At 72.9% G+C, this 15,072-nt stretch carries 13 protein-coding genes; 9 read left to right on the forward strand and 4 right to left on the reverse strand.

All coding sequences use genetic code 11. The features are described from left to right. The first annotated feature begins 2 nt into the window (after window positions 1–2). The 7 genes from ACZ4FH_RS09990 to ACZ4FH_RS10020 are packed head-to-tail and all read left to right on the forward strand — an operon-like array spanning window position 3 to window position 6,822. On the forward strand, window positions 3–893 hold the full coding sequence (locus ACZ4FH_RS09990; RefSeq protein WP_467303627.1) for a sirohydrochlorin chelatase: 891 nt from the start codon (window positions 3–5) through the stop codon (window positions 891–893). Continuing rightward, window positions 890–1,342, forward strand: a complete 453-nt coding sequence (locus ACZ4FH_RS09995; RefSeq protein WP_383635532.1) for an urease subunit beta — start codon at window positions 890–892, stop codon at window positions 1,340–1,342. The genes ACZ4FH_RS09990 and ACZ4FH_RS09995 overlap by 4 nt, the downstream gene beginning before the upstream one ends. Continuing rightward, window positions 1,342–3,066, forward strand: a complete 1,725-nt coding sequence (ureC, locus tag ACZ4FH_RS10000; RefSeq protein ID WP_467303628.1) for an urease subunit alpha — start codon at window positions 1,342–1,344, stop codon at window positions 3,064–3,066. Before ACZ4FH_RS09995 ends, ureC begins: the two co-directional genes overlap by 1 nt. Window positions 3,067–3,071: 5 nt before the next feature. Next, entirely contained in the window at window positions 3,072–3,821 is a 750-nt protein-coding gene (locus ACZ4FH_RS10005) for an urease accessory protein UreF (protein ID WP_467303630.1), read from the forward strand. A 27-nt stretch (window positions 3,822–3,848) separates the two neighbouring features. Beyond that, window positions 3,849–4,469 (forward strand): urease accessory protein UreG, encoded by a 621-nt coding sequence (ureG, locus tag ACZ4FH_RS10010; RefSeq protein ID WP_467303631.1) that lies wholly within the window; start codon window positions 3,849–3,851, stop codon window positions 4,467–4,469. 1 nt (window position 4,470) lies between these two features. After that, a complete protein-coding gene (locus ACZ4FH_RS10015; protein WP_467303633.1) occupies window positions 4,471–5,430 on the forward strand; it encodes an urease accessory protein UreD in 960 nt (319 codons plus the stop codon). 42 nt (window positions 5,431–5,472) lie between these two features. Further along, complete coding sequence (locus tag ACZ4FH_RS10020) at window positions 5,473–6,822, forward strand: ammonium transporter (RefSeq protein WP_467303635.1); 1,350 nt, start codon at window positions 5,473–5,475, stop codon at window positions 6,820–6,822. Between the two features lie 36 nt (window positions 6,823–6,858). Here the strand turns inward: ACZ4FH_RS10020 and ACZ4FH_RS10025 are convergent, their stop codons facing one another. From ACZ4FH_RS10025 to ACZ4FH_RS10035, 3 genes are read right to left on the reverse strand one after another with little or no spacing between them, the layout of a single operon-like run. Next, window positions 6,859–8,274, reverse strand: coding sequence for a lipase maturation factor family protein (locus tag ACZ4FH_RS10025; RefSeq protein WP_467303636.1), 1,416 nt, complete (start codon window positions 8,272–8,274; stop codon window positions 6,859–6,861). A 34-nt stretch (window positions 8,275–8,308) separates the two neighbouring features. Further along, window positions 8,309–8,836, reverse strand: a complete 528-nt coding sequence (locus tag ACZ4FH_RS10030; RefSeq protein ID WP_467303637.1) for a DUF1990 family protein — start codon at window positions 8,834–8,836, stop codon at window positions 8,309–8,311. Continuing rightward, window positions 8,833–9,687 carry a YndJ family protein gene (locus tag ACZ4FH_RS10035; RefSeq protein ID WP_467303638.1) on the reverse strand — a complete coding sequence of 285 codons (855 nt, stop codon included), beginning with the start codon at window positions 9,685–9,687 and terminating at the stop codon, window positions 8,833–8,835. The genes ACZ4FH_RS10030 and ACZ4FH_RS10035 overlap by 4 nt, the downstream gene beginning before the upstream one ends. Window positions 9,688–9,885: 198 nt before the next feature. Here ACZ4FH_RS10035 and ACZ4FH_RS10040 point away from each other — a divergent pair, with 198 nt between their 5' ends. After that, window positions 9,886–11,058: a DUF6777 domain-containing protein gene (locus tag ACZ4FH_RS10040; RefSeq protein ID WP_467303639.1), complete on the forward strand. Its 1,173-nt coding sequence runs from the start codon at window positions 9,886–9,888 to the stop codon at window positions 11,056–11,058. Between the two features lie 148 nt (window positions 11,059–11,206). Here ACZ4FH_RS10040 and ACZ4FH_RS10045 read toward each other — a convergent pair whose 3' ends face one another. Beyond that, complete coding sequence (locus ACZ4FH_RS10045; protein WP_467303640.1) at window positions 11,207–12,568, reverse strand: FAD-dependent oxidoreductase; 1,362 nt, start codon at window positions 12,566–12,568, stop codon at window positions 11,207–11,209. A 284-nt stretch (window positions 12,569–12,852) separates the two neighbouring features. Between ACZ4FH_RS10045 and ACZ4FH_RS10050 the strand changes: the two genes are divergently transcribed. After that, entirely contained in the window at window positions 12,853–14,919 is a 2,067-nt protein-coding gene (locus ACZ4FH_RS10050) for a SpoIIE family protein phosphatase (protein WP_467303641.1), read from the forward strand. The last annotated feature ends 153 nt before the right edge of the window (window positions 14,920–15,072 follow it).

Below are 15,072 nucleotides of genomic sequence, written 5' to 3' on the forward strand. Positions count from 1 at the left end.
CCGTGGCCGAACGCGGCGCCGTCATCGCCGTCTGCGGCCACGAGGCCGCCCACGGGAGCGCCCTGGACGGCCTCGCGGCCGACGGGGTGACCGTCGTCCCCGCCGGGCGCGCCCTGTTCCGGACCGTCACCGCCCACGGCCGCCGGGGCGAGGAGACCGTCGTCGTCCCCATGACGCTGGGCCGGGAGCCCGGACTCGTCGCGGACACCGCCCGCACCCTGCGCGCGGTCCCGCCCGGCGCGCGCGGCACCACCCTGCTCGCCGCACCCTTCGGCACCGCCCAGCACCTCGTCGGCTGGCTGCGCGCGGCGGCGGGACGGGTGGAGGAGAGCACCGCACTGCTGATCACCGCCCCGGCGGGGGACCCCTTCGAGGACGCCGAACTCCACCGCGTCGCCGCGCTGGTGCGCCGCTACGGCCGGCAGGGCCTCGTCGAGGTGGCGTTCTCCGGCGGCGACCCCGATCCGGCCGAGGGCGTCCGGCGGTGCCGGCTGCTCGGCGCGCGGCGGGTGGCGCTGCTGCCGGCCGCGTTCGCGCTGCCGGAGGCGGCCGGGGCCGACGGGACGGTGCCGGTGGACCCGGCGGAGCCGCTGCTCTCGCCACCGGCGCTGCGCCGGGTGCTCGCGGAGCGGGTGTCCGACGCCCGGCGGCGGTGGCGGGAGTACGGCGACGACGGCGTCGCCGCCGGTCTGACCGCCGCCGACGACCACGGCCACTCCCACACGCACCCGCCCGGCGAGGACCACGGCCACGGCCACGCGCACCCCCACCCCCACGCGCACCCCCCGGACGACGCGCACGGCCACGGGCCGCACGCGCCGGGACCCCCGCATCCGCACCACCCTCACCCGTCCGCCGCCGGCGCGGACCGAGCCATCGGGAGCATCGCATGACGTTCCGTCAGAAATATCTGTACGGCAAGGACCCCATCGAACTGAACGCGGGCCGCCGCACCCTCAAGGTCAAGGTGAGCAACACCGGTGACCGCGCGGTGCAGGTCGGCTCCCACTACCACTTCTTCGAGGTCAACTCGGCCCTGTCGTTCGACCGCCAGGAGACGCTGGGCATGCACCTCAACATCGCCGCCGGCACCTCCGTGCGGTTCGAACCCGGCGGTTCGCGCGAGGTCGAGCTCTGCGCGTACGCCGGAACCGGCCGGCTCGTCGGCTTCAGCGGACTGCTCAACGGCAGCCTCGCCTCCCACCCGGCCCGTTTCGAAGCCTTCCGCAAGGCCATCGAGATGGGCTTCCAGGGCGCCCGGGAAACGGCCGGTTCCGGCAAGGGCGCCAAGGGCTCGTCCGGTTCCAAGGCCGCCAAGGAAAAGAAGAAGGGTTCGCGCTGATGCCCATCATCCCGCGCAAGCAGTACACCGACATGTTCGGCCCGACGGTCGGCGATCGCTTCTACCTCGCCGACACCAACCTGCTCGTCGAGGTCGAGAAGGACTACAGCGAGGGCCTGTACGGCGACGAGGTCGTCTACGGCGGAGGCAAGACCATGCGCGACGGCATGGCCGCCGACCCGCAGGCCACCGCCGCCCAGGGCGCCCTGGACACCGTCATCACCAACGTGGTCGTCATCGACCCGGTGGTCGGCGTCGTCAAGTGCGACATCGGGATCAAGGACGGCTTCATCGTCGGCATCGGCAAGTCCGGCAACCCGCAGACCCAGAACAACGTCGACCCGGACCTCGTCATCGGCCCCGGCACCGAGGCCATCGCGGGCGAGCACCTGATCGCCACCGCCGGCGCCATCGACACCCACGTCCACCTGATCGCCCCGCAACAGGCCGAGCAGGCGCTGACCAACGGCATCACCACCCTCATCGGCGGCGGCACCGGCCCCTCCGACGGCTCCAACGGCACCACGTGCACCCCCGGCCCGTACAACATCGCCAAGCTGCTCCAGGCAGCGGAGACGATGCCGGTCAACCTCGGCATCATGGGCAAGGGCAACGGCAGTCTGCCGGCCGCCCTCAACGAGCAGGTGGAGGCCGGTGCCTGCGGGCTCAAGGTCCACGAGGACTGGGGCGCCACCCCGGCCGTCATCGACAACGCGCTGAACGTCGCCGACGCCCACGACGTCCAGGTCTCCATCCACACCGACAGCCTCAACGAGAGCGGCTTCTTCGAGGACACCCGCTCCGCGATCGACGGCCGCGCCATCCACACCTTCCACAGCGAGGGCGCGGGCGGCGGTCACGCCCCCGACATCCTGCGGATCGCCGGAGAGCCCAACGTCCTGCCGTCCTCGACCAACCCGACCCTGCCGTACACCAAGAACTCGGTCGACGAACTCCTCGACATGGTGATGGTCTGCCACCACCTCAGCCACGACATCCCCGAGGACGTCTCCTTCGCCGACAGCCGGGTCAGGGCCGAGACGATCGCCGCCGAATCGGTGCTCCACGACCTCGGCGTCATCAGCATCGTCTCCTCCGACTCCCAGGCCATGGGCCGCGTCGGGGAGTCCTTCACCCGCTGCTTCCAGATCGCGCACCACTGCAAGGACAAGCTCGGTGTGCTGGAGGGCGACTCCAAGCGGAACGACAACGAGCGGGTGCTGCGCTACCTCGCCAAGGTCACCATCAACCCGGCCATCGCCTCCGGCATCGCCGACCACGTCGGGTCCATCGAGAAGGGCAAGCTCGCCGACATCGTGCTCTGGCCCATCCACTCCTTCGCCGCCAAGCCGAAGATGGTGATCAAGGGCGGCATCATCTCCTGGGCGCAGATGGGCGACCCCAACGCCTCGCTGCCGACCCCGCAGCCGGTGATCTACCGGCCGATGTTCGGCCAGTACGGCAAGGCCCACCAGGCCACGCACGCCACCTTCATGTCGCAGGCGGGCATCGCCGCCGGGGTTCCCGAGGCACTCGGCCTGGAGCGCAAGGTCCTCCCGGTGCGCCGCACCCGGACCATCGGCAAGCACAACATGGTCCGCAACGACGCCCTGCCGGACATCCAGGTCGACCCGGAGACGTTCAAGGTCACGCTCAACGGCAAGGTCGCCACCATCGACCCGGCCGAGAAGCTGCCCCTCAACCACCTCTACTTCCTGGTCTAGGGGCGATGTACCGCAACGAGAGCGAAGCCCGCGAGGAGGCCGCCACCGCGACCGGTGGCGGCGCCGGGGCGGGCCTCGGGTCCCTGCTGGTCAGCCTCCAGCTCACCGACTCCGCCTTCCCCAGCGGCTTCTACACGCTGTCGCACAGCCTGGAGGGGTACGCGCAGGCCGGGGCCGTGGACGCCGAGAGCCTGCCGGACCTCCTGGGCGACCTGCTGCGGCACGGCGTCGGCCCCGCCGACGCCACCGCGCTCGCGCTCGCCCACCGCGCCACGGCGGCGGGCGAGCCGGACGCCGTCGTCCGCGTCGACCACCATCTGCTGGCCACCAAGCTCGGCCGGGAGATGCGCCAGGCCGCCACCCGGACCGGACGCCAGCTCCTCGACCTGGGCAGCGAGGTCTTCGGACGCCCGGAGATCGCCGGCTACTTCGAGCGCGTCGTGCGCGGCGAGGCACCGGGCACCCAGGCGGTGGCGGCCGGCGTCATCTACGCGGCGACGGGCGTCCCGGCCCGCCAGGCCGTCGCCGCCGATCTGTTCGCCTTCTGCGTCAGCTTCGCGGGCGCCGCGCTGCGGCTCCGGCTGACCGACCACCGAACGGCGCAGACCCTGCTGCGCGGCGCGGCCCCCGTCATCGAGGAGACCGTCGAGGCGGCCCTGCGCCGCGATCTCGACGACCTCGGTGCCACCGTCTTCGCCTCCGACATCATGTCCGGCCGCCACGAGCGCGCCGAGGCCCGGCTCTTCGCGAGCTGACACCCACTCATTCCCCGAGGGAGCACCATGGACGACAACGTACTGCGGGTCGGCATCGGCGGACCGGTCGGATCCGGCAAGACCGCGCTCATCGAGGCGCTGGTCCCCGTCCTGATCGGACGCGGCCACCGTCCCGCCGTCATCACCAACGACATCTACACCCAGGAGGACGCCCAGCACGTCCGCCGCACCCTGGCCGGAGTGCTCGAACCGGAGCGGGTCGTCGGCGTGGAGACGGGCGCCTGCCCGCACACCGCCGTGCGGGACGACCCCACGATGAACCTGGCGGCCGGCGCCGAGATGCTGGAGCGCTTCCCGGACGTCGACACGCTGCTCTACGAGTCCGGCGGCGACAACCTCACCCTGACGTTCAGCCCCGCGCTCGTCGACCTCTTCCTCTTCGTGCTGGACACCGCCGAGGGCGAGAAGATGCCCCGCAAGCGCGGCCCCGGTATCACCGACTCCGACCTGCTCGTCATCAACAAGATCGACATCGCGCAGTACGTCCGCACGGACATCGGCGTCATGGAGTCCGACGCCCACCGGGTCCGGGGCGAGCGCCCCGTCGTCCTCACCGACTGCCTGACCGGCGTCGGCATCGACGACATCGCGGTCTTCCTGGAGTCGCGCCGCAAGGTGCTGATCTGACATGACGCTCGCCCCGCACCGGCCCCGCGCCGACCGCCTCGCCGAGGACTACTACACCCCCGTCCGCGTCCCCCCGGAGGTGGCGTCCCTGGCCTCCGTACCGGACACGCTCGCCCCCGGCTCCCCGGCCAAGGTGGGCATCCTCGACCTGGCCTTCGCGGTGCGGGGCGAGCGCACCGAACTCGTCGAGCGCTACCAGAAGACCCCGCTCCAGATCATGCGGCCGCTCTGGATCGACCCGGCGCGGCCCGGCATGAGCTACGTCTACATGATGGCGACCGGCGGCGGGATCGCCCAGGCGGACCGCTACCGGATGGACTTCCGCTGCGGCCCGGACACCGAGGTCCACCTCACCACCCAGGCCGCCACCAAGATCTTCCGCATGGAGCACGACTACGCGAGCCAGCGGGTGCACCTGACGGCCGCGGCGGGGAGTTACGTCGAGTACCTGCCCGACCCGCTGATCCCGTTCCGGGACGCGCGCTTCTACCAGCGCACCGAGGTCACGGTGGCCCCGGGCGCCACCGTCGTCCTCGGCGAGACCGTCACCGCCGGACGCCTCGCCCGCGGCGAGCGCCACGCCTACCGGGTGCTCGCCACCGATCTGCGCATCGCCCGGCCCGACGGCGCGCTCCTCGCCCTGGACACCCTGCGGCTCGCCCCGGGGCGCGACGGCGCGGGCGTCCTCGGCCCCGGGGTCTTCGCCGGCCGCGACCACGTGGCCACGCTCTACGCGGTGACCGACCGGGTCCCCGCCGCCGCGCTGGCCGACGCCCTGCACGACGCGCTCGACGGGCTCGGCGTGCTCCACGGGGTGAGCGTCCTGCCCCACGACTGCGGCGCCTGGGCGCGGGTCCTGGACGACAGCCCGGTCCTGGTCGCCGCCGCGCACGAGGCGGCCCACCAGGCCGTACGCCGGCTGCTCACCGGTCACCCCGCGCCCGATCTCCGCAAGCCGTAAGCACCCGGCCCGCCCCGCCCCCACGACCCGAGGGATCCGCCGATGAACACCGCTCCCGCGCCGATGCCGGCCGCGTACGACTCCGGCGACACCGCCTGGCTGCTGGCCTCCACCGCCATGGTGCTGCTGATGACGCCCGGCCTCGCGTTCTTCTACGGCGGCATGGTGCGCACCCGTCAGGTGCTCATGATGATCAAGATGAGCTTCGCCGCGCTGGCCTTCGGCACGCTCGTCTGGTGGGCCATCGGCTACACCCTGGCCTTCGGCCCCGACGTCGGGGGCGCCGGACTCATCGGCAACCTCGATCACGTCTTCATGCACGACATCGGGCTCACGACCCTGACGGGCCACATCCCCACCTACGTCTACAGCACCTTCCAGATGGGCTTCGCCGTCATCACCGTGGCCCTGGTCAGCGGCTCGATCGCCGACCGCGCCACGATGAGGGGCTGGCTCGTCTTCGTCGTGCTCTGGCTGCTCATCGTGTACATCCCCATCGCCCACTGGGTGTTCGACCCCGACGGCTGGATCGTGAAGCACCTCGGCGCACTCGACTTCGCCGGCGGGCTCCCGGTGGAGCTCAACTCGGGTGTCGCCGGGCTGGCCGTCGCGCTGGTGCTGCGGGCACCGCGCGACTTCGCCCGCCGCGAGGAGCGCCCGAACAACATTCCGCTGGTGGTCATCGGTGTCGGGCTGCTCTGGTTCGGCTGGTTCGGCTTCAACTCCGGTTCCGCGCTGACCGACCAGGGCACCGCCGCCGCGGCCTTCATCAACACCCAGCTCGGCGCCGCCGGCGCGATGGTCACCTGGCCGCTGGTGGAGAAGTGGCGCACCGGCCGGGTCACCACGATGGGCGTCGTCTCCTCGGCCGTGGCCGGCATGGTCGCGATCACCCCGGCCTGCGGCGAGATCAACACCCTCGGAGCCGTGATCACCGGTCTCGTCGTCGGCGCGGTGTGCGCCTTCGCGATCACGCTCAAGTTCCGCTTCAACGTGGACGACACGCTCGACGTGGTCGGGGTGCACGGCGTCGGCGGGCTGATCGGCCTGATCATGGTCGGCCTCTTCGCCACCGCCCGGATCAGCGGCAAGGAGGGCCTCTTCTACGGCGGCGGCTGGGGGCTGCTCGGCAAACAGCTCGTCGCGATCGTCTCGGTGATCGCCTTCTCCTTCGTCCTGACCTGGATCATCGCCAAGGTGGTGGACCTGACCGTCGGCTTCCGCGCCAAGGAGGAGTACGCGAACGTCCCCGGCGAGGAGGTGGAGCGCGCCTACGACTTCCAGACCGCGGAGCGGCTGGGCGCGCTGGTCTCCGGCGCCCGGGTCAGCAGCGACGACGAACTCGTCAAGCAGATCAGCCGGCTGCTGCGCGCCCGCGACGCGGACCGCTAGGGCGTCGCCGAGCAGGCGGGACTTTCCGGACACGCCTTAGGACGGTCCGTTCCGGGTCGGGGCCATGAAGGTGCGGACGGGGACGCGGTGCCACCAGCGGCCGGTGGCCCGCAGTTCGCTCCAGGTGGTGTACCGGTAGCGGAAGACCCGGGCGCGGACGTACGCCGGGGGCGCGTCCGGGAACGGATCGTGCCGCAGCAGCCGCAGCGTGTCCCGGTCACCGGCCAGCAGCCGTTCCACGAACGGGCCGAACCAGGGCCGGGCGTACGCGGGGGAGAGCGCCGCGAACCACATCATCCAGTCGAGCCGCAGATGGTACGGGGCGAACTGGCGCGGCAGCCGCCGGGGATCGCCCGGTCTCCCGTGGAAGCCGTACTCCCGCCAGACCGTCCCCGGGTGGAGTTCCCGTTCGTTGGTGCCCTCGACCACCACCTCCAGCCGGACCCGGCTGACACTGCCGAAGGCTCCGTACGTGTTGACGAGGCGCAGTGGGTCGAAGGAGCGGTTCATCACCTGGTGGCGGGAGACCAGATTGCGGGCCGGGCGGTAACTGAGGGCCAGGACCAGCGCGGTGACGGCGACGACCAGCACCTCGTACCAGAGGGGAGCTTCCGGGAGGGCCGGCCGGGACCCGGCGACGAGCGGCCAGTCCACGGCCGGCAGCGCGAGCGCGATCGTCAGCCAGTTGAGCCAGGCGAAGTTCCCGGAGAGCACCAGCCACAGCTGGGTGACGATCATCAGGGTCGCCGCCGCGCCCGCCACCGGCTGCGGGGTGAACAGCAGGAACGGGACCAGCAGCTGGGTCACATGGTTGGCCGCCGCCTCGGCGCGGTGCAGGGGGCGCGGCAGATGGTGGAAGAACCAGCTGAGCGGCCCCGGCATCGGCTGCGTCTCGTGGTGGAAGTCCAGACAGGTCAGCCTGCGCCAGCACGCGTCGCCCCGGATCTTGATCAGTCCCGCGCCGAACTCCACCCGGAACAGCAGCCAGCGCAGCAGCCACAGCACGAGCAGCGGCGGCCCGGAGTCGTCGTTGCCCAGGAAGACGGCGAGGAAGCCCGTCTCCAGGAGCAGCGACTCCCATCCGAAGCCGTACCAGACCCCGCCGACCTGCACGATCGACAGGTACAGCACCCACGGCACCGCCCACAGCAGCAGACACGCCCACAACGGCACGGCGCGGTCCGCCCCCGCGAGCAGGGCGACGGCGACCGCGCACCCCGTCCACGCCACCAGGGCGAAGAGACGGTCGGAGAAACCGAACCGGAAGAGTCCCGGGGCGGTGCGCCAGGTCGTGCGCCGCAGCACGTCGCGGGCGGGCAGCATGCCGCGGTCGCCGATCAGCGCCCGGAACTGGAGGGCGGCGGTGAGGAAGGCGGTCAGATAGACCACGGCCAGGGCCTTCTGGAAGATCAGCCGGCCCAGCTCGTACCCGTCCGCGGTGAACCACTGCATCGCCTCCAGTATCGGCCCGCCACCGGCCCCCGGCTCATCGGCCCCGGGCCCGCCGCTCCTGTGCGACCAGCCGCCGCAGCGTGCGGCCCAGCCGGCGCGCGTACCAGCGTTGCGCCACGGGAACGAGCGGCCCGGCGAGCCGGGTGTACCAGCGGGCGGGCCGGCTGAACGCCATCACGGTGAAGGTGACCGTGCCGTCGTCCGCCAGCTCGGCCACGAAGCACTCCTCGCCGCTCTCGGGGTGCCCGGTCAGCGTTCCGTACGCGAAGCCGGTCCGCTCGTTCCCGTACTCGGCCCAGATCACCCGGCAGGGCGCGCTGATCCGCAGCCGGCCGAGGGCCGCCGCCACCCGAACGGACGCACCGGGCTCGGCGCGCGCGGACGAGGCGGTGACCCGGGCCCCGGAGGCCCGGTGCATCCGGAAGCCGGTGATCGCCGCGCCGGCGGCCTCGAAGTCGGCGCGGCCGTGCCCGACGCGGGTGCGGTGGTGCAGATGGTGGTAGCCGTCGGGCAGCGGGCCGAGCCGGGTGGCACCCGCTTCGGGGTAGCTGAGGGCGTTCACGCGGACCTTCCTCCGGTGGGGACGGGGCGGCCGAGCCGCTGCCAGGCGAGCAGGGAGCAGAGGGCGAAGCCCAGGGCGTTGCCGACGCCGTGGGTGGCGGCCATCCAGGCGAGGGTGGGGTGCGGGATCCCGGTGGCCTCGCCCAGCGCCCAGCTGAGCGCGAGGACCATCGTGACCGCGAGCACGGCGGACGAGGCGCCGAGCAGGAGCCGGGTGGTCCGGTCGCCCGCGCCGGGCCGCACTGTGCGCCAGGTCAGCAGGGCGACGCCCCACATCCCGGCGGTGAGCACGACGGCGCCGGCCAGTTCGGCGTAGTCGCCGACGAAGTAGCCGCCCAGGACCAGCAGGGTGCCCAGCGGCACGCTCAGCGCGGCGAACCGTCCCGCCGGACCGGCCTCGGCCCGGCAGACGAGCCCGGCGACCAGCGCTGCGGCGAAGCCCGCGAAGTGGAAATGCGGCACGGTCAGCGCCAGGATGCCGGTGCCGAAGCCGAGGAGCGGCTGTCCGGCGCGTTCGGCGACCAGAGCGGCCGCCGCGACGGCCGGAGTGACGAGCGCCGTCAGCAGCGCGATCTCGGCGGGCGCGGTCCGCCACGCCCGCAGCGGCGCGGGACGCCGAAGCAGCCGGGGCGGGGCGTGCAGTGCGAGGAGGAGGGCGCCGGCCGCGTAGCAGAGCGCCGGGGCTGTCGCGGCCGGACCGCGCGGCAGCCACAGGGAGACCGCCCCCGGTACGGCGAAGAGCGGCCAGAACCGCTGGATCCGGTCCAGCGACGGGTCCCGCGTCAGCCGCAGCCCCGTCGGCACGATCACCAGCATGCCCAGCATCACGATCAGGTCCACCAGGACCCCCATGGCGGACCACCCCCTTGATTGAACGTGTTCAAGCAGTGTCGCGGCCGACTCTAGAACCTTTCTTGAACGTGTTCAATACGGTGGGGGAGTGGCGGCCCGCACCCCGGGCGCACCGCACCCGCCCGCTTGCGGCCCACGGGGAACTGCGGCAGACATGAGGAGACCCGAACGGACCCGTGACCAGGCAGGAGACCCCACGTGCACGCACCCCCGCGCCTGCGCCACGCCGTCCTCGCCACGCTCTGCGCCGGCCTGCTCGCCACCACCGGCTGCGCGCGGAACGCCCCGGGCGGCGGCCTCGGGACCGAGGGCACGGCCGGTGCGGGCGAGATCCTGCTCCAGCCGGCCGCCGCGCACGGCCCCGACCCGTTCACCGCGTCCACGGCGCGCCGCTCCGGGGCGGCGGCGAGCGCCACCCCGTCCCACCGGGCCCCCGCCCCCGAGGGCTCCGGCCCGCACACCCTGCCCGGATCCACCCCCGGCCTCTACGGCGGCGTCCGCTCCGTCTCCTCGTGCGACGTGGCCCGCCAGATCCGCCTGCTCGCCGCCGACCCCGCCCGGCAGAAGGCCTTCGCCCGTGCCGCCGGGGTCCCCGCGGCCGAGGTGGCCGGCTTCCTGCGCGGGCTCACCCCGGTCGTCCTGCGCGCCGACACCCGTGTGACCGACCACGGATTCCGCGACGGCGCCGCCACCGCCTTCCCCGCCGTCCTCCAGGGCGGCACCGCGGTCCTGGTGGACGGGCGAGGCCTGCCGCGGGTCCGCTGCGCCTGCGGGAACCCGCTGGGCCGGCCCGCCGGCGCGGACGGTGTGCGGGTTCCGGAGCGGGGAGAGGCGTGGACCGGCTACGACCCGGCCCGGACCGTCGTCGTCGCACCGGCGGCCCGCGCCCTCACGGAACTGCTCGTCGTCGACTCCGCGCACGGCCGGTGGATCGCCCGGCCCACCGGCGACGAGGGGGCCCGCGACCACGCTCCGGCCGAGCCCCCGCCCTACGCGCCCGAGACGGACATCACCGGGCCGCTGCCCGGGACCTCCCCCGCGCCGAGCGCGCGGCCGAAGCCCGAGACCCCGGCGCCGGAGGACTGCCCGCCCGCCGGGACGACACCGCCGGGCGAGGCCGTCGTGGCGCCGCGTGAACCGGGTGCGGCGAGGGACTGCCCGGTGCCGAGCGGTGAGCCGACCGGCGGCCTGCCCGAACCGTTCCCCGGCATTCCGACCGACGAGCCCACCGGCACCCCGGCCGACCCCGACGCACCGCCGGAGGACCTGGTCCCGCTGATGACGGACGAGCCCCAGACCTCCATCCGGCTGCCGTTGCGCGAGAACGCGGGACGCCCGCCCGGGGACGGCCGGGGAACCGTCTACGGCTGACGGGCGGGCGGTCCCGGTGCCGTCCGGGGGCCCGCGCGGCGGTCGCGCTTCCCGGTCCTCCGGGTCCTCCGGAGCCCGTCACGGCCACGGCGAAGGCCCCGGTCCACCCATGCGGGTGGACCGGGGCCTTCGCCGTACGGACCGGGGCTCAGGCGCCCGAGGCGTCCAGCATGCCCTCGCGCTCCACGACCTTCACCCGCTCGCGGCCCTGGGCCTCACCGAGGGCGCGCTCGTGCGCGTCCAGCCGGTGCCAGCCCTCTCGGGTGGTGTAGCGGACGCCGCGCGCCTCCAGGAACTCGGTCACGGCGGACGGCTCCGGACGCTCGGGTGCGGGCAGCCGGCCCTCGGCGTGGTCCTCCAGGAGGCAGGCGACCGTCTCGTTGGCGTCGCCCTTGGTGTGCCCGATCAGCCCGATCGGACCGCGCTTGATCCAGCCGGTCACATAGACCGACTCCAGGGGCTCGCCGCCCTCGATCACCCGGCCCGCGGCGTGCGGGACCGTGCCGGAGGCCACGTCGAAGGGGAGCTTCGGCAGCTCCTGCGAGTAGTAGCCGACCGCGCGGTAGACGCTCTTCACGTCCCAGTCGGTGTGCCGGCCCGTGCCCCGGACGTTGCCCGTGCCGTCCAGCTCGGTGCGCTCGGTGCGCAGACCGGTGACCTTGCCGTCCTCGCCGAGGATCTCCACGGGGGACTCGAAGAAGTGCAGGAAGAGCTTGTGCGGACGGTCGCCGACATCGCGGATCGCCCAGTTCTCCAGCGTGGAGGCGACCATGTTGGCCTGCTTGTTGCCGCGCCGGGTCTCGATCGAGCCCTGGTCGTAGTCGATGTCCTCGGGGTTGACGATGACCTCGATGTTCGGCGAGTGGTCCAGCTCCCGCAGCTCCATCGGGCTGAACTTGGCCTGGGCCGGTCCGCGCCGCCCGAAGACGTGCACCTCCAGCGCCTTGTTGGCCTTGAGGCCGTCGTAGACGTTGGCCGGGATCTCGGTCGGCAGCAGTTCGTCGGCGGTCTTGGCCAGGATGCGGGCGACGTCCAGCGCCACGTTGCCGACGCCCAGCACGGCGACCTTCTCGGCCTCCAGCGGCCAGGTGCGGGCCACGTCGGGGTGTCCGTCGTACCAGGAGACGAAGTCGGCGGCGCCGTACGAACCGTCCAGGTCGTGGCCCGGGATGTCCAGGGCGCGGTCGGCGTCGGCGCCGGTGGAGAAGATCACCGCGTCGTAGAAGGTGCGCAGCTCGTCCAGGCCGATGTCGTTCGGGTAGTCGACATTGCCGAAGAGGCGGAGCTGCGGCTTGTCCAGCACCTGGTGCAGCGCCTGCACGATGCCCTTGATCCGCGGGTGGTCAGGGGCCACGCCGTAACGGATCAGGCCGAAGGGGGCGGGCATCCGCTCGAACAGGTCGATGGAGACGCCCGGGTCGGCGGCGGCATCGGATTTCAGCAGCGCGTCCGCTGCGTAGATGCCGGCAGGACCGGCTCCGACGATGGCTACGCGGACGGGGCGTGTCATGGAGGGCTGTTCCTTCGTACGGGTGTGCGGGAGCGGGGCGGGCCGTGGTAAGGCTTGGCTTACTCCGCCCCACGCACACGGTAGTCGCTGGTCGGGGCCGGTTCCGGGGCGGGGCGGCGTTCCGCGGCCGCGTCCGGTGGGCCGCGCGCGTGCCCGTCCGCGGAATTCCGTGCGATTCCCGGGGTGCGGCCCGGACGGCCGGGTCCGGAAATGTGTTCCATCCCACGTTCAGCAGATGGACGGCTCACTCGAAGAATCGGACAAATGGTGGCAGAGTGACCCACATGGATGATCGGGTAGCGGGTGCCCAGTCACTCCCGGACGCATGGCCCGCCCACCCGGATCTCAGCCTGGCCCTGAACCGTATGGGCACCTTCGACTGGGATCTCGACAGCGGCCTCATGTACATGGACCAGGCGGCCCTCGATGTCTTCGACCTGCGCGCCGACGAGTACGACAACAATCCGCTCACCCTCGGCAGCCGGGTGCCGACGGACGAGGGCGTACGGCTCGACGCCATGGTCACGGAGGCCCTGAAGAACGGCGAGGCCAACTACGGCGCGTACTTCCGGATGCTGCTGCGCGACGGCACCCTGCGCTGGACCCACACCCAGGGCTTCGTCCGCCGCGACGAGACCGGGCGCCCCCGCCGCATCATCGGCATCGTCCGCGACGCCACCCGGGAGCTGGCCGAATCCACCGCCCGCCAGGAGCTGGACGAGGAGCGGCGGCGGCGCACCAGCCTGGTCGAGGCCACCACGGCGGCGCTGGCCCACGCCCGTACCGTCAAGGACGTCATCGACGTGCTCAACAACTCCCGGCCGCTCGCCCACCTCGGCGCGACCAGCCTGGTCATGGGGCTGATCGAGGCCGGTCGCATCCACCTGGTGGCGGACGGGCCCGAGGGCTCCTTCGTGCCCGGGACGCGCTACACCCGCACCGACGAGCAGTACCCGATGAGCGAGGTCGTGCGGACGCTCGCCCCCCGCTTCATCGAGTCCGCGGACGACTTCGCCGAGTCGTACCCCGTCCTGTGGCCCCACATCAGCCATCTGGGCATCACCTCCGCCGCCTATATGCCGCTGATCGCCCAGGCCCGCCCCATCGGTGCCCTCGGACTGCTCTACAGCGACAAGGACGGATTCACCGACGACGAGCGCAACCTGCTGGTCGCACTCGGCAGCTCCATCGCCCAGAGCCTCCAGCGCGCCATGCTCTACGAGCAGGAGCACGACCTCGCCGAGGGGCTCCAGCAGGCCATGCTGCCGCGCCGCATCCCCGACGTGCCCGGTGCGCAGATCGCCGTGCGCTACCGCTCGGCGCGGCTGGGCCGGGACATCGGCGGCGACTGGTACGACGTCATCCCTCTCCCCGGCGGCCGGGTGGGCACCGTCATCGGCGACGTCCAGGGCCACGACACGCACGCCGCCGCGGTCATGGGCCAGCTGCGCATCGTGCTGCGCGCGTACGCCGCCGAGGGGCACAGCCCCGCCACCGTCATGGCGCGCGCCTCCGTCTTCCTCCATGAACTCGACACCGACCGCTTCGCGACCTGCACCTACGCCGAGGCCGATCTGACCACCGGTGTCGTCCAGATCGTCCGGGCCGGACACGTCGACCCCCTGGTGCGGGAACCCGACGGCAGCTGCCACAAGGTGTCCGTCGAGGGCGGGCTGCCGCTCGGCCTCTCCGCCGAGTTCGGCCGGCTGGAGTATCCCGTCAGCACCCTCGAACTGGACCCCGGCCAGGCCATGGTGCTGTTCACCGACGGTCTGGTCGAGATGCCGGGCGCGGACCTCGACGAGGGCGTGCAGCTGCTCACCGCGATGGTCACGAACGGCCCCCAGGACCTCCAGGCGCTCGCCGACCGGCTCTGCGCGGCGGTGGACGAACGCGGCGGCGAGGACGACGTGGCCGTGCTGCTGCTGCGCCGCAAGGCCGCCCACGCCCCGCAGCCCGGCGGCCGGCTCCAGCAGCACGTGGCGCAGAACGACCCCGAGGCGCTGAGCGCCGCCCGCCACATGATCCGCGCCGCCGTCCGGGCCTGGGGTGCCAAGGACCGCGCCGACGAGGTGGAACTGGCCGCGGACGAGCTGACGACCAACGCCCTCATGCACACCGACGGCGGCGCGATCGTCACCATCCGCGTGCTCGCCGGGGCCGAGCGGCGGCTGCGCGTCGACGTGGAGGACCGTTCCAGCGCGCTGCCCCGCCGACGCGACGCGGGGGAGTCGGGCGTCTCGGGGCGCGGGCTGATGCTCGTCGACCGGCTCGCCGACGCCTGGGGCGTCGAATCGCGCGGCACCGGCAAGTGCGTGTGGTGCGAGTTCGTCATGCCGCCGCGCGACTGAACGGGGGAGCGCCGCCGCGCGGTACCGGTCCGACGGCCGGTGCCCTGACGGCGTCTGAGCGCTACCGACAAGTAACAGAACGTAACATGTCTGTCCTTGACCGTAACCGACCGCTGGGGATTGACTGCGGGGAGTGGTCGCATCCGTTCGGCC

The organism is Streptomyces sp. NPDC024555 (assembly GCF_055559335.1).